The sequence below is a fragment of the Pseudohongiella sp. genome (genome assembly GCF_011050365.1).
Lineage (GTDB): Bacteria > Pseudomonadota > Gammaproteobacteria > Pseudomonadales > Pseudohongiellaceae > Pseudohongiella.
On sequence record NZ_DRFV01000017.1, the window covers coordinates 174630 to 193644 of the forward strand.

The window sequence follows — 19015 nt, forward strand, 5'->3', positions numbered from 1 at the left end:
AGCTGACAAAAACCCCGGATCGACAGCTTCAGTCCCTGCTGTCTGACAATGATGGTACTGGCTGAAAGGCGCAAACCGGCAAACGGGCGAGATGGTAGTCAATTTCACGATTTTTTTCAAGCACGCCATCATGGCAATTGCACTTAAGCGGCTGAATTAAAAAGGAATTTATTTTTTCACCAGAAACAAAAAAAGCGCCTGCCTATCGGCAACAGCGCTTTTTTTGTTAATCAAGGGCTGATAAGGCCGGGATAACCCCGACAGATCAACGCTTGGAGTACTGAGGACGCTTGCGTGCTTTACGCAGACCGACCTTCTTACGCTCAACCTCACGTGCATCACGGGTCACAAAGCCAGCTTTACGCAGCGGCGACCGGAGCTCTTCGTCATAAGCGATCAGAGCACGGGTCAGACCGTGGCGAATCGCGCCTGCCTGACCAAAACTACCACCACCTTTTACGGTGACCTTGATATCGAACTTGCCAGACATCTCCAGCAGCTCAAGCGGCTGCTGAACAATCATGCGGGCAACTTCACGGCCAAAAAAGCCGTCGAGCGTGCGCTGGTTTACCGTGATATTGCCACTGCCTTTGGTGATGAACACGCGAGCAGTCGCTGTTTTACGTCGGCCAGTGCCGTAGTATTGAGTCGTTGACATAGGAATTCAGTGAGCCTCGTAAATCCTTTGTAAATTCTTACAGTTGCAGTGCCTGCGGCTGTTGGGCCGCGTGAGGATGCTCAGTACCAGCATAAACTTTCAGCTTTTTGAACATCGCCCGACCCAGCGGCGTGCGAGGCAACATGCCTTTCACAGCCAGCTTGAGCACACGCTCAGGAGAGCGGTCAATGAGCTTCTCAAAACTGAAAGTCTTCAGTCCGCCCGGGTATCCCGAGTGGCTGTAATACATCTTGTCTTTTGCTTTCTTGCCGGTTACCCGGACCTTCTCAGCATTTACCACAACAATAAAGTCACCGGTATCCACGTGAGGCGTGTACTCAGGTTTGTGTTTTCCACGCAGGCGGCTTGCGATTTCAGTTGCCATACGCCCAAGCGTTTGGCCTTCTGCATCTACGAGCAGCCAGTTATGTTCTACATTCTGTGGTTTTGCACTAAAAGTCTTCATGTAACGTCACCGAACGGGCATTATCTTCAGGGAGCGCGAATACTACCGAAGCGCCTGTCATTATTCAAGCATTTTATGGATAGAAAGTATTAAATTGATCACGGGCGGTGTTCGCGGGCCAGATATTCTTCCGACTGCATCTCCAGCAGTCGACTGCGGGTGCGCTCAAACACAAACGCCAAACCCTGCCCAATGTATAAATCAGACAATGGCACGGCGGCGGACAAAATCAATTTTACGTGGCGATCATACAGCTCATCGACCAGACTGACAAATCTGCGTGCAACATCGTCCTGCGCCGGGCCCATTTGCGGGACACCGCCCAGCACCACCGCGTGATAAACTTTTGCCAGCTCTATATAGTCATAAGCACTGCGGGCTCCGTCGCACAGATCATCAAAATCGAACCAGACCACATCATCAGCCACTCGCCTGACCGGTAATGAGCGCCCCAGAATCCCGATCTCTCCGCCAAGCTGGGAGTCGGCATGTTCGGGCGCCAGCCGCGCAAAAGCTTCCTTCAGGGCCTGCTCCGCGTCATCGCCTAACGGCGAGAAGTACAGACTGGCCTGCTTCAGGGCACGCAAACGGTAGTCAACCCCGCCGTCCAGCTCAATGATATCGGTATGTTTATGCAACAGGGCAATGGCGGGCAGAAAACGCTCACGCTGCAAACCGTTGGCATAGAGCCCATCGGGATGAATATTGGAGGTTGCAATCAGCACTACTCCCGCCTCCAGCAAATGCTCCAGCAAGCGCCCGAGGATCATCGCATCACCGATATCGGAAACAAAGAACTCATCGAAACACAACACTTGTGCATTTTCTGCGATATCAGCCGCGACTTGCTCAAGTGGATTCTTCTGGCCCTTTAGCGCCGTCAGGCGGCCGTGCACCATTTGCATAAAACGGTGAAAGTGCGTGCGCTGCTTACTGGCCAGTGGCAGACACTCGTAAAACGTATCCATGATGTAGGTCTTGCCACGACCCACGCCGCCGTGAAAATAGAGCCCTTTCACCGGCCCCGCCGGCTTGCCTGCCAGCGCACCCGCCAGCCTTCCCCACCAGGAATCCCGGCTGCCACGTCGCTCGGCAGCCATCACGTCGTCGTAGACGCGCTGGACATGAACAATCGCCCGCGCCTGCGCTTCGTCGGGCAGCAGCAGACCCTGGGCAATATCTTCCTGGTAGCGCTGTATAGGTGTCATTGTGTGAAAACCGGCATTGCCTGAAAGCCCAGCATTCTAGACTCCTTAAGGGGACGGAGGGAAGACTCCGTCCCCTTAAGGACTGCTGTCGTTCAACACTGGGCAGACATCATGCTAGAATACCGGCAGGTCATCCGGCCTTAATCGTTATACTTGCGCTTACTCGGGCGAAGGAAGAGTTTTAATATGTTGTGGTTAACCGGTATCGTTTGCCTGGCTGTCGGCCTGGTGGCGGGGGTGCTTATTGCCAAACGATTTAACGGCAGCAACTCTGCCAAAGTATCTGAACTCGAAACACGGGTGCAGGAACTGCAGCGTCATCACGCGCAGTATCGCGACGATGTCAGCACTCATTTTAATACCACCGCGGAGCTGGTTCAGCAAATGACCGAGAGTTACCGCGATGTTTACCAACATCTTGCTGGTGGCGCGCAGGATCTGTGCACAGATGATGTTGCCAGCAAGCTGCTGCCGGCGACAGAGCAGTCGATGTTTTACCACGCCGACGACAACGCGCTGGAGCCGCCCAAGGACTACGCACCGAAAAAGATTCCCGGGCAGTCCGGCGCGCTGGCTGAGAACTTTGGCCTGGACATTGATACTGGCCCGGGCCAGGCCAAGACTCCTTACCAGAGCAAGGACAGCAGCCAGGGCCCGGCGTCGGACGCCAAACCGGACGGAAGCCCCGACAACGCCGCGAAAGAGAGCCGAGAGAAAGCCAAAGACCACAGGCAGACTGTCGACGAAAGCTGAGCAACCCCCGAACCCTATTGAACCATCACAGCGCCGGCTTACTGAAGGCGCTGCAGAACCCGGTGCGAAAACATCATGGCTGATTATAACCTCACACACCTCAAACAACTGGAAGCAGAGAGCATTCATATCATTCGCGAGGTTGCCGCTGAATTCAGCAACCCCGTCATGCTCTATTCGATTGGCAAGGACTCCTCAGTCATGCTGCACCTGGCACTGAAAGCGTTTTATCCCGGACGCCTGCCGTTTCCCCTGATGCATGTTGATACCACCTGGAAGTTTCGCGAAATGATCGAGTTCCGGGACGCCCAGATGGAAAAACTGGGACTGGACCTGATTGTCCATATCAACCAGGAAGGCGTTGCTGCCGGTATTGGCCCGTTTACGCATGGCAGTGAAAAACATACCGATGTCATGAAAACCCAAGGCCTGCGACAGGCGCTGGATGAACACAAATTCGATGCCGCTTTCGGCGGCGGTCGCCGCGATGAAGAAAAATCTCGCGCCAAAGAACGGGTATTTTCCTTCCGCGACAAAAACCACCGCTGGGATCCGAAAAATCAGCGACCGGAGCTGTGGAACATCTACAACGGCAAGGTCAATCGTGGCGAAAGCATCCGTGTGTTTCCGCTGTCCAACTGGACCGAGCTGGATATCTGGCAGTACATCTACCTTAACAATATTGAAATTTCACCCCTGTATTTTGCCAGGGAGCGGCCTGTCGTCAATATGGACGGTATTGACATCATGGTTGACGACGACCGCATGCCCATTGCACCGGGTACCAAAATCGAAAACAAGATGGTGCGTTTCCGTACCCTGGGCTGCTATCCGCTAACCGGCGCCGTAGAGTCTAACGCGACGACGCTGCCCGACATTATTCAGGAAATGCTGTTAACCACCAGCTCCGAACGCCAGGGACGACTGATCGATTCAGACCAGGCCGGCTCCATGGAAGAAAAGAAACGCAAAGGGTACTTCTGACATGTCACACCAATCAGAGCTTATCAGCACAGACATTACCGCCTACCTGGCACAACACGAACGCAAAGAAATGCTGCGCCTGCTGACCTGCGGCAGCGTTGACGACGGCAAAAGCACCCTGATCGGACGCCTGCTGCACGACTCCAAGATGATCTACGAAGATCAGTTGGCCGCGATTACCGCCGACAGCGTCAAATCCGGCACCACTGGCGGCAAGGTTGATCTGGCACTGCTGGTCGATGGTCTGCAGGCAGAGCGCGAACAGGGCATCACCATTGATGTGGCTTACCGCTACTTCTCCACCTCCAAGCGCAAGTTCATCATCGCCGACACGCCCGGTCACGAACAGTACACGCGCAACATGGCCACCGGCGCCTCTACCTGCGACCTGGCCATCATTCTCATCGACGCCCGCCACGGCGTGCAGGTGCAGACCCGCCGTCACAGCTTTATTACGTCCCTGCTGGGCATCAAGCATATCGTGGTGGCCATCAACAAGATGGATTTGATGGAGTACAGCGAGGAAGTCTTTGCCAGGATCAAGGCTGATTACCTGAAATTCAGTGAAAAGCTGCGCGATGCCGAGTTCCACTTTATACCGATGTCTGCCCTGGACGGTGACAACGTGGTTAACGCCAGCGAACACATGCCCTGGTACGCAGGGCCGACCCTGATGTCGCTGCTTGAGCACGTCCAGATTGCGGAAGACCGGAACTACGACGACTTCCGCTATCCCGTGCAGTACGTCAATCGCCCCAACCTGAACTTCCGCGGCTTCTGCGGTACCGTTGCCTCCGGGGTTGTCCGCAAGGGTGACGAGATCATGGTGTTGCCCTCACGCAAAAAAAGTCGCATCAAATCGATTGTCACCTTCGACGAGGAGCTCGAGCTGGCGCATGCGGAAATGGCAATCACACTGACCCTGGAAGATGAAGTGGATGTCAGCCGTGGCGACATGATTGTGCACAGGGATAACCTGCCAACCATTACCGAAGAATTCGACGCAACCGTGGTCTGGATGACAGACGCTGCCATGTTGCCGGGCAAACTTTACGACTTCAAACTGGGCAGCAAAACGGTGAGTGGACGCATTAACGCCCTGAAATATCAGATCGACGTTAACAGCCTGGAAGAAAAACCGGCGCCGGGCCTGGAGCTCAATGAAATCGGACTGTGTGAAATCAGTGTCGATCAGCCGGTCTGCATCGACAGCTATGAAAAGAATCGCAGTACCGGCGCTTTTATCGTTGTTGACCGACTAACCAATGTCACGGTCGGCGCCGGCATGATCAATCTGGAAAGTGCCGCTGCCCGTCGCAACAGGGCTCGCAGCAGCGCAACACACGTTACCCGCGAAGAGCGCGCCGCCAGATATGGCCAGAAACCAGCCACGATTATGTTCATTGGCGTCTCCGGCGCCGGCAAATCGACGCTGGCTCATGGTCTGGAACGCCGTCTGTTTGACATGGGCCGGGTCAGCACCGTGCTGGACGGCAAAGCGATGCGTCTGGGTATCAGCAAGGATCTGCCTCATGATGCCCAGGGCCGTGCTGAAAACCTGCGCCGCAGTGCTCACATCGCACGCTTCCTGAACGACTCAGGCATGATCTGCTGCGCCGCTTTTGTCGCACCCAATCCGGATTCGCGGGAACACGCGGTCAGTGTTATTGGCAAAGACAACTGCCACATCGTGTACCTGAATCCGCCCATAGAGGTGTGTCAGCAGCGCGACCCCAGTGGCATTTACGCAGCGGCGGAAACGACCGGTTCGGCGGACATCCCCGGCATCTCCTTCCCCTATGCTCCACCTGAAAAAGTGGACCTGGAGCTGGATACCGGACATCTGTCAGTCGAGGACTGCCTCGACCAGGTCGTCGCCCTGATGCAGGATAAAGGCGTGATAAAAAGTTAGGGAACCCCTAAACCGGGTTGTCGATATCAATAAACTGATGCTGCAAATCAAAACGCTGGGCCAGCAATTGGCCCAGCGCCTGCACACCATAACGTTCGGTCGCGTGGTGACCGGCGGCGAAATAGTGAATGCCGTGCTCACGCGCGCTATGCACAGTCGGCTCGGATATCTCACCCGAAATATAGGCATCAGCACCGGCGGCTACCGCCTGCTCGATATAACCTTGCGCAGCGCCCGTGCACCAGGCCACCGTGCGGATAGGCGCTTCTGACCCGGCAATATGCAGGGGCTCTCGTTGCAGGCGGGCGGCCAGCAGCGCGGCAAAATCGGCACCGGACATCGGCGCTGGCAGCTGCGCCACCAACCCCATATCGTGATTGTTTTGCCGGGATAGCGCCGAGCCGGGGTTCAGTCCCAGTATTTTCGCCAATTGCACATTGTTGCCAAGCTCAGGGTGGGCATCCAGCGGCAGATGATAGGCTATCAAGCTGACATCATGTTCCATCAAGGTTTTGATCCGACGCCGCTTGATGCCAGTCAATACCGCATCCTCACCACGCCAGAAGTAACCATGGTGTACCAGTATTGCATCGGCTTTCTGCTCGATGGCAGCATCAATCAACGCCTGACATGCGGTCACACCTGTGACCAGCCGCCCAATGTGCGCCCGTCCCTGAACCTGAAGCCCGTTCGGGCAGTAGTCCTTGAACTGTTCGGGCTTCAGCTCGCGCGTCAGTGCGGCCATCAACTCATCTAAACTGACAGTCATTCCGATTTACCTTCACTTAGGCTGTAATTGTTCGCATAATACATTCTGAAGCTGTGCCTGCAGACAATGTGAGCACACTCTATAATATCCGAGTATCAAAGAAGTCGGCGATTATAGCAATTCACACGAACAACAGCGGCCCTATGAAGAAATTTCTGCAGTTTATAAGCTGGCCCGTCATGACCGGTATTCTCCTCGCTTTGGTGCTGGTGCAGTACCAGCAATTGCAAGACCTGTCGCGCCAGATCTCATCCATGCCCGCCGCTCCTGCAGTGCCACTTACTGCTGCCAATGCCATACCGACAACCACGGCCACAAATCCGACCTCCTACGCCGATGCAGTGGCACGTGCGGCGCCATCAGTGGTCAGTATTCACTCCACCATTCGCGAGCAGATCGAGCTGCCGCCCGCCGATGAATTGCCGCCTGCATTCCGTGACTTGTTGCAAACCATTCCATCGGAGCGCTTGTGGGATAGCCTGGGATCAGGTGTTGCCGTCAGCGATGAAGGTCACATCCTCACTGCCCTTCACGTCATCGAGGGCGCCGAAGACATTGAAGTGCATTTCACCGACGGGCAAGGCAACAGCGTCAATGCGCGGGCACGGTTGATAGGCTCCGACACCAGCACTGATCTGGCCCTGCTGCAGGTGGACAGCGCTGTGCTGCCGCCACCGATGCCCATCGGCACGTCGGAGGGTATACGCTTGGGCGACCCGGTTTTGACCATCGGCTATCCGCGCCGTGATCTGATGAATCAGAAATCCGTTTCGCTGGGTGTCGTCAGCGCGCTGGGTATTCCACGTGACGGGCTGCCCATCGTTCAGTACATCCAGACTGATGCAGCAATGAATTATGGCAATTCCGGTGGTGCGTTGATTGATGCCAATGGCTCGTTGATTGGCATCAATTCATTTATCTATTCCGAATCGGGCGGATCCGATGGCATCGGTTTTGCGGTACCCGTGAACAAAGCCATGATCGTTGTCGAACAATTAATTCAGCACGGTGTTGTCACCCCGGGCTATCTGGGCGTGATAACCGGCGAGCTGTTAACAGAAGAGACAAGTCGCACATTTTTTGGCAATGCCGATATCGAAGGCCTGCTAATTGAACAGGTGACGGCCGGTAGCCCGGCCGAGGAAGCCGACATTCAGGCAGGCGATGTCATGGTGGCGATTGACGGCAATGCAATCAGCAGCGTCATCGGTGCGATCGAGCAAATTAACAGGAAGGCGCCCGGCCAGACAGTAGAGCTGACCATATATCGGGGCGGTGAGTATCAGACAATTTCAGTCACACTGGGCACCGGCACTGCGCAATACCGGACCCAGTTCAATGACAGCGCAACCATACCGGAAAGTGGCCTCGACTAGTTTCTCCCGGACTTATTCGCGCCCCGATTTGCGACCCGGAATTCGCCACGCGGCTGACAAAGCGTGCGCCTGCAGATGCTCGTTCTGCGCCAGCTTTTCCGCCACCGGTGCCAGTCTTGCCGCCCCTGCCGCTGAACAGTTAATGATTGAACTACGCTTCTGGAAATCATAAACCCCCAGCGGGGAAAAGAATCGTGCCGTGCCCGATGTGGGCAGAACGTGGCATGGTCCTGCGCAGTAGTCACCCAGCGCTTCCGGTGTGTACCTGCCAAGAAATATCGCCCCGGCATGCCGCACTTTGGGCAGCCATTGCTCGGGTTCTGCCACCGATAACTCCAGATGCTCGGGGGCTATCTGGTTACAGATTTTCATCGCCGCGTCCTGGTCAGGCGCATAGATAAGAGCACCACGATTCTGCATCGAGGTACGAATGATGTCCCGTCGCTCCATGCCTGGCAGCAGCCGATCAATGCTCGCGGCCACCTTGTCCAGAAAAGCCCGGTCGGTGCTGATCAGAATCGATTGCGCCTGCTCGTCATGTTCGGCCTGTGAAAACAGATCCATGGCTATCCAGTCAGGATCGGTGTTGCCGTCGCAGATCACGGTCAACTCAGACGGCCCGGCAATCATGTCGATGCCGACCTCACCAAAAACCTGCTTTTTGGCCGCAGTCACATAGACATTGCCCGGGCCGGTGATCTTGTCGACGCGCGGGATGGTCTCAGTTCCAAAGGCGAGCGCTGCGATTGCCTGCGCGCCGCCAATGGTGAATAACCGGTCGACACCAGCCACCGCAGCTGCAGCAAAAATAAGCCGCCCTTCACCGCCGGCATCTGCGCCATAAGGCGTCGGTACCACCGCGATGACTTCATCAACACCTGCGACTCTGGCAGGTATCGCATTCATCAACACCGACGATGGGTAATTGGCCTTGCCGCCCGGCACATAGATGCCCACCCGCTCTAGCGCAACAACATACTGACCGTAAACCGAGCCATCCTCCTCTTCATACTGCCAGGACGGCTGCACCTGTCGTTCGTGATAACTGCGAATCCGGTCTGCTGCCGTATGCAAAGCATCAGCCAGTTCCTGATCGAGACTGTCCAGTGATGCCTGCATTTGCGCTTTGCTCACTTCCAGTTCACTGACCGTATTGCCGGCAAAGCGATCAAAGCGACGACTGTAGTCGACCACTGCGGCATCGCCACGAGTGCGGACATCAAGCAGAATATCGGCGACTGTTTTGCTGGTCTGTGGATCCTCGATCATACGGCGATCCAGCAAGGCATCCAGGGCCCGCGTAAAATCCGCCTGTCCGGCATCCAGTCTTTTAATAACCATGTTGTCAGTCATTTCCGGTCCCGTTTCAGTCCTGTTTGTTGACTGCCTGCTCTATGCTGGCCAACAACCCACTGAGTTCAGTGTGCTTGATTTTCATGGCGGCCTTGTTGACGATGATGCGCGAGCTGATATCCGCAATCAGCTCCAGTGGCTCCAGACCGTTGGCACGCAGGGTATTGCCACTGTCCACGATATCCACAATCCAGTCCGCCAGCCCCATGGAAGGCGCCAGCTCCAGCGCCCCGTTGAGTTTGATGATATCGGTTTGCAGGCCCTGCTCGGCAAAATAGCGGCGGGCGATGTTGACGAACTTGCTGGCGACCCTGACGCGGCCGCGTGGCGGCTGGGCGCCCACCGGCGCTGCCGTCATCAAGCGGCAGCGGGCGATCCCCAGATCCAGCGGTTCATAAAATGCACCCTCACCATACTCCATCAACAGATCCTTGCCGACCACACCCAGGTCGGCACTGCCGAATTCGACATAGGTCGGTACATCCGAGCCACGCACAATCATGATACGCAAACCAGCCATATTGGTATCAAAAATGAGTTTCCTGCTCTTGCTGTAGTCTTCCAGCAGACGGATACCGGCGCGCTCGAGCAACGGCATGACTTCATCCAGGATACGACCTTTGGTCAAGGCCATCACAATTGGCTGCTTTGATTCTTCCACCATGGTTTGCTCCCTGCCCGTCAGCTTCCGGATGCCACACGACGTATAATCGCACCCAGTGACTGCATTTTTTCTTCAATACATTCATAACCACGATCGATATGGTAGATGCGATCTATCAGCGTCTCGTTGTCAGCCACCAGGCCGGCAACCACCAGGCTGGCCGAGGCTCGTAAATCCGTCGCCATCACCGGCGCGCCTTTGAGTCTGGCCACGCCGTTAACAATAACGGTATTACCCTGCACCTGCATGGACGCTCCCATGCGGTTCATCTCGTGCACATGCATGAACCGGTTTTCGAACACGGTTTCGGTGATCGACCCGGTACCGCTGGCAATAGCATTCATGGCGGTAAACTGAGCCTGCATATCGGTCGGAAATGCCGGGTACGGCGCGGTACGCAAAGACACCGCCTTCGGGCGTCTGCCATGCATATCCAGCTCTATCCAGTCGTCACCAACACGCACATCGGCACCGGCTTCTTCCAGCTTGCTTAACACCGCTTCCAGAGTGTCGGGCCGGGTGTCCTTGATTTTGATTTTGCCACGCGTGGCCGCGGCGGCGATCAGGTAAGTGCCGGTTTCGATGCGGTCGGGCATCACCGAATAGCTACAACCATGAAGTTTGGCTTTGCCATTAATAATAATGGTATCAGTGCCCTGCCCGTGAATATCAGCACCCATGGCAATCAGGCAGTCAGCCAGGTCAACAACTTCCGGTTCCCGCGCAGCATTCTCGATCACTGTCTGGCCATCAGCCAGCGTCGCCGCCATCAACACGTTTTCGGTGCCGGTAACTGTGCACATATCCATAAAGATATGACACCCCTTTAGCCTGCCATCCACTGAGGCTTTGATATAACCGTCTTCCACAACAATGTTGGCGCCCATCTTCTGCAAAGCGGTGATGTGCAAATTGACGGGCCTGCTGCCAATGGCACAACCGCCGGGCAACGCAACTTCGGCCTGACCAAAATGCGCCAGCATCGGCCCCAGCACCAGAATAGAGGCACGCATGGTTTTTACCAGATCGTATGGGGCACTGAAATGCGTGATTGAGGAGCTGCTGATCTCCACATTCAGCCTGGCATCCACCACATGCTCCACGCCCATGCAGCCCAGCAGCTCGAGCATGCTGGTGATGTCATACAAATGCGGGAGATTGCAGACCTGCACTGTATCGCGGGTCAGTAGCGTTGCCGCCAGAATCGGCAATGCCGAGTTCTTGGCGCCAGCGGCACGAATTTCTCCGTTCAGGCTGGCGCCACCCTGAATTAAAAGCTTGTCCATTGATGATCCTGGTGCCGGGGTAGGCTGGGTAGGGATGCGAAATCAGGCCGTGGCAGACTCGCCGGGCGTGAGCAAATTCATTGATACGGCATGCACAGCGCCGGAACGTATATGCGCATTCAAATGCTGGTATACCAGCTGCTGCCGCTTGACCGCATTCAGTCCGGAAAAAGCATCACCCACCATGGCGACCTGAAACTTGCCGCCACCGCCTTCAACCCGCACCTCACAGTCCGGAAAGCTGTTTCGCAGCAAATCTTCCAGGGCATGGGCGTCAATAATTACATCTGTCATTCATCTTTCTCCAACAACGGGCTCCAACAACGGGCTCCAACAACGGGCTCCAACAACTTGCTTCGATGGCTGCCGACAGCGGCAACCGCGACTTATTGCCAGGCGTCAATAACGGCATCAATATCATTGTTGTGCCGGGCCATCAGCGCAGCAAACTGGGTGTGGTACTGCCGACGCAGGTTGATACCACCCACATACAGGTTCCGCAACTTCCACTCTCGGTCTGCATTCAGGAACAGGGCATATTGCAATTCGATACGCGTCCCGTCAGATACAATCTGCATGCGCACATTGGTTGGCGCTTCAGGATCTTCAGGCGGGTTTCGCGGTGGCATGTAGTTAAGCTCCTGACCACCGTACTCAACCAGGGCTGACCCGTAGAATCGCGTCAATGTCGCCCGCAGTTTTTCGCCAAACGCGTCAATCTGCTCGGCTGTGGCGTCTTCGGAAAAACGCGCCATGACCCCGGTCGCTACCTGGGTAAAATCAACGAAACGACCGACTTCCTCTTCGATGCCGGCATAATACCTGTCCTTGTCGGATTCGAAATACGGGCGCAGCTCTTCCACACGCTTGAGCAATTGCGTAACGGACTGCTCCGCAGCTTCAACCGCCGTCAGGGCCGGTGCCTGCGCCTGCACTGCAGTCAGCGGCAACAGTATCAGAGCAAAACTCAGGAACACAAATTTAGTAATATATTTCATATGGTTAAAACTCCAATCAAGCCCGGCAAGCAAAGACTGCCAAGGCGGGCCGATGTTGACGACAGATGCAATCGATTGAGAATAACGGTAACATCCGACGACTATTCGGGACACTGATGCAGTGTACCTCAATTAGCACGGCCAATAAATTACTACTTGCAAGCCTAAACAATCATCCGTCTAATGAGCGACCCGCGATTAGCCCAAACATGACTTTGTACTAAACACTATGCTGTTAGACGTAATTATAATTTGCCTGGGTTTCGCCGGCCTGATCTGGGGCGCTGACAAATTCGTCTTCGGCGCATCAGCGCTGGCCCGCAATCTGGGTATTTCACCGCTGGTGATTGGCCTGACCATTGTCGCGTTCGGCACTTCCGCGCCGGAAATTTTCTCGTCCGCCGCGTCGGCGCTGGCGGGAGAGCCCGAACTGGCAATCGGCAATGCTATCGGTTCCAATATTTTCAACCTGGGCGTGGCGCTTGGCGTTGCCATCATCATCAAACCCATCACTCCGCCCAAATCCCTGTCCCGCAAGGAAATGCCCGCATTGTTACTGGTCAGTGTGGTCTGTGGCCTGCTGCTGGCGAATCTCTACCTCGGCGCCGCGGACAGCCTGATTCTGATAGGCGTTATTGCCTACTTTATCTACGCCCTGTTCACGCGCAAGGCTGCAGGCCTTGAAGAAGATGACACTGAGTTGCCGGAACAGACCTCTATCCTGCGCGCCTCAGGCTTTCTGGCACTGGGCCTGACGCTGCTGATTATCGGCGCCGAAGCTCTGGTCTACAGCGCCATTTCAATCGCTGACACACTGGGTGTTTCATCCGGCATTATCGGGCTGACCCTGGTCGCACTGGGCACCAGCCTGCCCGAGCTGGCCGCCACCGTTACCTGCGCACTGCGTGGCCATCACGAACTGGCCATCGGCAATATCATTGGCTCCAATATCCTCAATATCCTGGTGGTGCTGCCCTTTCCCGGGCTACTGGCAGCAGGCAGCTTCAACAGCGACCTGTTCTACCGCGACTACACTGCGATGATGGTGATGACCCTGCTGTTGGCGGCGCTGTGCTATTTTGCCATCCGCCACGGCAAACAGATCGGACGACTCAGCGGCATTGCATTCCTGCTGCTTTATGTCGGCTGGTTCGGCATAATGTATTATCAGATCCACTAGTTAATCGAATGCAGGTAAACATGGAAAAAAGGCAGTCGCTGATCAACAGTGCCTTGCGCACTATTCGCATCGAACACGACGCCATTGGTGCGCTGGCGGACCGGATTGATGACAGTTTCGCCCGCGCCTGCGAGCTGATGCTGGCCTGCGACGGCCGGATTGTTGTCACTGGCATGGGCAAATCGGGACATATCGCCCGCAAAATCGCCGCTACCCTGTCCAGCACCGGCAGCCCTGCGATGTTTGTACATCCCGCCGAAGCCAGCCATGGCGATCTAGGCATGATTACCGCCAGAGATGTGGTGCTGGCGCTGTCCAATTCCGGCACCACCGAAGAGCTGATCAATATCCTGCCATTGTTCAAACGCAAAGGCGTGCCATTTATCACCATGACCGGCAATCCGGACTCCATGCTGGCTCACAGTGCCGACGTCAATCTGGATGCCAGTGTCGACGAAGAGGCCTGTCCGTTGGGCCAGGCGCCAACCTCGAGCACAACGGCTGCGCTGGTGCTGGGCGATGCCATCGCCATGGCCCTGCTCGAAGCCAAAGGTTTTACCCAGGAAGATTTTGCCATTTCACACCCGGGAGGCCGACTGGGTCGGCGTCTGCTGCTGAAAGTCGCTGATATCATGCACGGCGGCGATGCCATACCACGAGTGCAGGAAAATACATTGCTGAAAGATGCACTCTACGAGATCAGCAGCAAAGGCCTGGGCATGACCACGGTTGTCGATTCGGACGGCCAGTTGGCCGGCGTTTTCACCGATGGCGATTTACGCCGTGCACTGGACGCCGGTCGCGATATCCTGGCAACGCGCATGCAGGATGTCATGTCGAGCAACAGCAAAACGGTAAAAGCCCAGGCACTGGCCACCGAAGCCGCAAAACTGATGGAAGACAACCGGGTGTACACTCTGGTCGTTGTCGACGAAGAATCGCGCATGAGCGGTATTATCCGTATGCATGACCTGCTGCAAGCCAATGTTATCTGATGACGGTTACTGCACCGATGATCTCGGCTGTGCTGCCCCCAGTGCCCCATTACAACCAAGTCATTATTGCCGCCGGAGCGCCAACCAATGAAATACTATGACACCGCCGACGAGGTTTTGCAGCGTGCAGCAACCATCAGTCTGCTGCTGCTCGACGTTGACGGCGTGCTGACCAACGGTCAACTGTATTACGGTGAGCATGGGGAAGTCATGAAAGCCTTCAATACACTCGACGGTCAGGGTATCAAGCTGCTGCAACAAAACGGCATCAGGGTTGGCATCATCAGCGGGCGCAAGTCGGCGGCGCTGTCGCTGCGCGCCGCGGCGCTGGGCATAACGCTGATAGCGCAGGGGCGGGAAGACAAAGCGGTCGCCCTCGATGAGCTGTTACAGGACCATCCGTGCCCGCTGGACCGCATAGCTTATATCGGTGACGATTTGCCCGACCTGCTGGTCATGCGCCATATCGGCTTGCCGATCGCCGTACCCAATGCACACGACAGCGTTCACCACTGCGCAGCACTGTGCACTACCCGTGCAGGTGGCGATGGAGCTGTGCGGGATGTCGCCGACTTCCTGTTGCGGGCACAGGGAAAGTACGAAGACGCCCTGCGAGCTTTCCTGTGACACCACAGCGCACGATTGATAACCTGAATCCAACTGGCACCGCAGAGCAGACATGAAACGATTGAGATACCGATGGTTACTGGCACTGATTCCGGCCATTCTGATTGCCTGGTTGCTGACCGAGCGCACAGGCGTATCGCCCGTCGAAGAGGCCGGTGTCAGCACTGAGCTGAACCCGGAAACCGGCTATGAAGGTTTTGGTCGTGGTATTCGCAGCGTCATCTATGATGCCAACGGGCAGATGGCTTATACCCTGTCTGCCAGCCAGCAGAGAGTCTTCCCCGGACAGGTAACCGAGCTGACCGCACCGGTTATGCAAATGTTTGAGGGGAACCGGGAACGCTGGAATATCTCCGCCGCTTCAGGCAGAATTCGGGCCACCAGCGGAGGTGACATTCTGGAGCTGAATCTGACGGATGCCGTGCAGATCCTGCATCGCAGTGAGGACAACAGCAATGTGCGCCTGACCAGCAACCGACTGACAGTGGAGCCACCGACACAAACCATGTTTACCGACGCCCGCGTCAGAGTTACCGGCAAGGGCCTGGAGCAGACGTCTCAGGGCATGCATGCCGACCTCAGTGTAGACACCATTACTTTTTTATCCGACATACAGGGCCGCTACTATCGTGTTGACAATTAAGCTGACAGGTCAGACATCACTGGCGGGCGCCGCCATCGCGCTGATGCTGTGCCTTGTTTCCCCGGCTCACACGCAGCCCCTGTCTGAAGCTCAGTCAGCCAGTGATGACGACGTGCTGACCATTGACGCGGACGGCGCCAGCAGCATAGAAACCTCAGGCAATACCCGCATCGCGACGTTTCGTGACAATGTCCACTTCCGCCAGGGCCTGATCGAGATCATTGGTGACACCGCCCGTCTCGAGCAGGATATTGTCACCGGCGACCTGATCAGGATCACTGTAGAGGGTGACCCGGCACTTTTCTCAAGAGATGCGGAAGTCAGTGCAGACGTCATCACCGGCCACAGCGACGCTATCGTGTATTATTACCAGACGGTCAACGAGACCTTGCTGTCCGTCGTCGAATTCATTGGCAGCGCCAGCTTCAACCGCGGCCGCACTGCGTTCGAATGCACACAGATCAAACATATCATCGAAACCGGCGCCACTGACTCGCCGGGCCCGTGCAGCGGCCTGTTGGCACCCACAGCACAGGCAGAGCAACCCGTATCACAACCGGACGCCAGCGCGGTGCCGAACGACAGCGAGAACTGATGGATACTCTGGCAGCCAGACACCTGGCCAAATCATATAAAGGTCGGCAAGTGGTTCGTGACGTGTCCATAAGCGTCAACAGCGGCCAGATCGTTGGTCTGCTGGGCCCCAATGGCGCAGGCAAAACGACCTGCTTTTACATGATCGTCGGCCTGGTGAAGGCCGATGCCGGCACGATACAGCTCAACGATACCGAGCTTTCCGGCCTGCCGATTTATTCGCGCGCCCGACTGGGTGTGGGCTACCTGCCACAGGACTCGTCGATTTTTCGCAACCTCAGCGTTGAAGACAATATCATGGCTATTCTGCAGACCCGTAAGGATCTGGAACCGGCACAACGTCATGACAAGATGGAAAGTCTGCTCCAGGAGTTCCATATCACCCACATACGCCACAACAAAGGCATGAGCCTGTCAGGCGGCGAACGCCGCCGCACTGAAATTGCCAGGGCACTGGCCAATGACCCGCGCTTCATACTACTTGATGAACCGTTTGCCGGCGTCGACCCGATTTCCGTCAGTGATATCAAATCCATCATTGAGCATCTGAAAATGCGTGGTATCGGTGTTTTGCTGACGGATCACAACGTCAGGGAAACGCTGGACATCTGTGAGAAAGCCTATATTGTCAGCGAAGGTTGCATCATAGCCGAAGGTAACTCCGAGCAGATTCTGTCCAACCAAACAGTACGCGACGTCTATCTGGGCGAAAAATTCCGGATTTGAGCGGGCTCTTTCCTTTCGTGCGCAACCGATGCCGGCGACAGCCGAATTTTTCCTGGTAAAAATATTGCAAAATGTGCCACATATCGGCATGATGCTTGCTTAGCGCGCATGACCAGAGCGCTATAGACCACCGCCACCAAAGCGGCTCATCGACAACCGGTTTCGCGACCTACGAGCAACAAAGATGTATTGGATGCCATGAAAATTTCGCTACAGCTAAAGCTTGGTCAACAGCTGACCATGACTCCCCAGCTGCAGCAGGCAATCCGGCTTCTGCAGCTATCCACTCTGGATCTTCAACAGGAAATTCATCAGGCACTGGAATCCAACCCCATGCTGGAGGTTGATGAATCCCATGACGCCGACAGCACCGACACCCGCTTCGAAAACGACACCGGCGAGTCGAATTCGCAATCCGACGGAGGCAAGGACAACACTGGCCCCGACGAGGTTCGCGACACCTTCGCAGAGCAGTCGTCGGCTGACGCCTCCTACGAAGCCAGCGGCGACGAGTCACATTGGGAAGACAACATCCCGGAACAACTGACCGTTGACACCAACTGGGATGACATCTACCAGAACAGCTACACCAGCGGCAGCCCTGGCCCCGATAACGACGATTTCGAATCACGTGACGCGGCGTCAGAAACGCTGCAGGATCACCTGCTCTGGCAGCTGAACCTGACCACGATGTCGGATACCGACCGACTGATCGCCATGGCCATCATCGATGCAGTTGCTGCCAACGGCCAATTGTCCGCCAGCCTGGAGTCCATTCTGGAAGGCTTGCAGGAACACCTGGAGATAGAAGAAGACGAGGTGCTCGCGGTACTGCACCGGATCCAGCACTTTGACCCGGTCGGCGTGGCTGCGCGGGACTTGTCCGAGTGCCTGCTGATACAACTCAATCAGGTCCCTGATTCGATGGTCACCGACGCCGTGCGCCATGCCCGCATTCTGGTCAGGGACCACCTGCCGCTGCTGGGCAATCGCGACTATGCCCAGGTCATGCGCCTGACCCGACTGAAAGAGCCGGATTTGCGCGATGCCATAGCCCTTATTGAGAAGCTTGACCCGCGTCCTGGCGCCGATATCGCGCCCTCCTCCGCCACCTATATTGTGCCGGACGTCTTTGTCAGCAAGGACCCTCGCAGCGGGCGCTGGCGCGTGGAACTGAACCCCGAAACAGCGCCCAAGCTGCGTATCAACGCGGATTACGCGGCGCTGGTCAAACGTTCTGAAAACAGCTCCGATAACAACTACCTGCGCGACAATCTGCAGGAAGCGCGCTGGTTCCTGAAGAGCCTGCAAAGTCGCAACGAGACCTTGCTTAAAGTATCCAGCCGTATCGTCGAGCACCAGCAGGGCTTCCTGGAGCAAGGTGAAGAGGCGATGAAACCACTGGTCCTGCACGACATCGCCGAAGCCGTGGAAATGCATGAATCCACGATCTCGCGGGTGACCACACAGAAGTACATGCACACTCCGCGTGGTATCTTCGAGCTGAAATATTTCTTCTCCAGTCACGTCAGCACAGCCGGTGGCGGCGAGTGTTCCTCCACCGCCATCCGCGCCCTGATCAAAAAACTGGTGATCGCGGAGAACCCCCGCAAGCCGCTAAGCGACAGCAAGATCACACAATTGCTGGAAGAGCAGGGAATCAATGTCGCCCGACGCACCATCGCCAAATACCGGGAGTCGTTATCAATACCGCCTTCCAACGAACGAAAACGACTGGTATAGCGCCAGACTTAACGTTGACGCATTGCCAGCGACCAGCCAAGGTTCTAGAATGGCAGCCATCGGAAGATTAGGAAAACCTG

20 protein-coding genes are annotated in these 19015 nt (G+C 56.0%); 11 read left to right on the forward strand and 9 right to left on the reverse strand.

The genetic code is table 11. The features are described from left to right. Positions 1–265: 265 nt before the first annotated feature. From rpsI to zapE, 3 genes are all read right to left on the reverse strand, one after another. Positions 266–658 carry a 30S ribosomal protein S9 gene (gene rpsI, locus ENH71_RS15400; protein ID WP_294131169.1) on the reverse strand — a complete coding sequence of 131 codons (393 nt, stop codon included), beginning with the start codon at positions 656–658 and terminating at the stop codon, positions 266–268. 37 nt (positions 659–695) lie between these two features. Further along, a complete protein-coding gene (rplM, locus tag ENH71_RS15405) occupies positions 696–1124 on the reverse strand; it encodes a 50S ribosomal protein L13 (protein WP_070119093.1) in 429 nt (142 codons plus the stop codon). 98 nt (positions 1125–1222) lie between these two features. Continuing rightward, positions 1223–2332, reverse strand: a complete 1110-nt coding sequence (zapE, locus tag ENH71_RS15410; protein ID WP_294131152.1) for a cell division protein ZapE — start codon at positions 2330–2332, stop codon at positions 1223–1225. Positions 2333–2518: 186 nt separating this feature from the next. On the opposite strand from zapE, the gene ENH71_RS15415 reads away from it, so the two are divergent. The 3 genes from ENH71_RS15415 (at position 2519) to cysN (ending at position 5981) form a co-directional block, all read left to right on the forward strand. Beyond that, positions 2519–3085 carry a Z-ring associated ZapG family protein gene (locus ENH71_RS15415; RefSeq protein WP_294131149.1) on the forward strand — a complete coding sequence of 189 codons (567 nt, stop codon included), beginning with the start codon at positions 2519–2521 and terminating at the stop codon, positions 3083–3085. Positions 3086–3160: 75 nt separating this feature from the next. Further along, entirely contained in the window at positions 3161–4069 is a 909-nt protein-coding gene (gene cysD, locus ENH71_RS15420) for a sulfate adenylyltransferase subunit CysD (RefSeq protein WP_294131146.1), read from the forward strand. A 1-nt stretch (position 4070) separates the two neighbouring features. Next, the gene (cysN, locus tag ENH71_RS15425) at positions 4071–5981 is read left to right on the forward strand and encodes a sulfate adenylyltransferase subunit CysN (RefSeq protein ID WP_294131143.1); all 1911 of its coding nucleotides are present in this window, start codon (positions 4071–4073) and stop codon (positions 5979–5981) included. Positions 5982–5988: 7 nt separating this feature from the next. On the opposite strand, the gene ENH71_RS15430 is transcribed toward cysN, so the two are convergent. After that, on the reverse strand, positions 5989–6750 hold the full coding sequence (locus tag ENH71_RS15430; RefSeq protein ID WP_294131142.1) for a Nif3-like dinuclear metal center hexameric protein: 762 nt from the start codon (positions 6748–6750) through the stop codon (positions 5989–5991). Between the two features lie 143 nt (positions 6751–6893). Here ENH71_RS15430 and ENH71_RS15435 point away from each other — a divergent pair, with 143 nt between their 5' ends. Continuing rightward, complete coding sequence (locus tag ENH71_RS15435; protein WP_294131139.1) at positions 6894–8126, forward strand: S1C family serine protease; 1233 nt, start codon at positions 6894–6896, stop codon at positions 8124–8126. A gap of 12 nt (positions 8127–8138) precedes the next feature. Here ENH71_RS15435 and hisD read toward each other — a convergent pair whose 3' ends face one another. The 5 genes from hisD to ENH71_RS15460 all read right to left on the reverse strand — a co-directional run bounded on the left by hisD (position 8139) and on the right by ENH71_RS15460 (position 12427). After that, complete coding sequence (gene hisD, locus ENH71_RS15440; RefSeq protein ID WP_294131137.1) at positions 8139–9479, reverse strand: histidinol dehydrogenase; 1341 nt, start codon at positions 9477–9479, stop codon at positions 8139–8141. 13 nt (positions 9480–9492) lie between these two features. Next, entirely contained in the window at positions 9493–10143 is a 651-nt protein-coding gene (gene hisG, locus ENH71_RS15445) for an ATP phosphoribosyltransferase (RefSeq protein ID WP_294131134.1), read from the reverse strand. A gap of 17 nt (positions 10144–10160) precedes the next feature. Beyond that, positions 10161–11429, reverse strand: a complete 1269-nt coding sequence (murA, locus tag ENH71_RS15450) for a UDP-N-acetylglucosamine 1-carboxyvinyltransferase (protein WP_294131132.1) — start codon at positions 11427–11429, stop codon at positions 10161–10163. Between the two features lie 42 nt (positions 11430–11471). Then, complete coding sequence (locus tag ENH71_RS15455) at positions 11472–11723, reverse strand: BolA family protein (RefSeq protein WP_294131129.1); 252 nt, start codon at positions 11721–11723, stop codon at positions 11472–11474. A 92-nt stretch (positions 11724–11815) separates the two neighbouring features. Beyond that, positions 11816–12427, reverse strand: a complete 612-nt coding sequence (locus tag ENH71_RS15460) for an MlaC/ttg2D family ABC transporter substrate-binding protein (RefSeq protein ID WP_294131126.1) — start codon at positions 12425–12427, stop codon at positions 11816–11818. A 229-nt stretch (positions 12428–12656) separates the two neighbouring features. Between ENH71_RS15460 and ENH71_RS15465 the strand changes: the two genes are divergently transcribed. The 7 genes from ENH71_RS15465 to ENH71_RS15495 all read left to right on the forward strand — a co-directional run bounded on the left by ENH71_RS15465 (position 12657) and on the right by ENH71_RS15495 (position 18935). Continuing rightward, positions 12657–13607 (forward strand): calcium/sodium antiporter, encoded by a 951-nt coding sequence (locus ENH71_RS15465; RefSeq protein WP_294131123.1) that lies wholly within the window; start codon positions 12657–12659, stop codon positions 13605–13607. A gap of 20 nt (positions 13608–13627) precedes the next feature. Beyond that, entirely contained in the window at positions 13628–14602 is a 975-nt protein-coding gene (locus ENH71_RS15470; RefSeq protein ID WP_294131120.1) for a KpsF/GutQ family sugar-phosphate isomerase, read from the forward strand. A gap of 87 nt (positions 14603–14689) precedes the next feature. Next, on the forward strand, positions 14690–15229 hold the full coding sequence (locus ENH71_RS15475) for a KdsC family phosphatase (RefSeq protein WP_294131117.1): 540 nt from the start codon (positions 14690–14692) through the stop codon (positions 15227–15229). Between the two features lie 52 nt (positions 15230–15281). After that, positions 15282–15872, forward strand: coding sequence for an LPS export ABC transporter periplasmic protein LptC (gene lptC / locus ENH71_RS15480; RefSeq protein WP_294131114.1), 591 nt, complete (start codon positions 15282–15284; stop codon positions 15870–15872). Beyond that, positions 15859–16467 (forward strand): LptA/OstA family protein, encoded by a 609-nt coding sequence (locus ENH71_RS15485; protein WP_294131111.1) that lies wholly within the window; start codon positions 15859–15861, stop codon positions 16465–16467. The genes lptC and ENH71_RS15485 overlap by 14 nt, the downstream gene beginning before the upstream one ends. Further along, positions 16467–17192, forward strand: coding sequence for an LPS export ABC transporter ATP-binding protein (lptB, locus tag ENH71_RS15490; protein ID WP_294131109.1), 726 nt, complete (start codon positions 16467–16469; stop codon positions 17190–17192). Before ENH71_RS15485 ends, lptB begins: the two co-directional genes overlap by 1 nt. A gap of 198 nt (positions 17193–17390) precedes the next feature. Next, positions 17391–18935, forward strand: a complete 1545-nt coding sequence (locus tag ENH71_RS15495) for an RNA polymerase factor sigma-54 (protein ID WP_294131107.1) — start codon at positions 17391–17393, stop codon at positions 18933–18935. Positions 18936–19015: the final 80 nt, after the last annotated feature.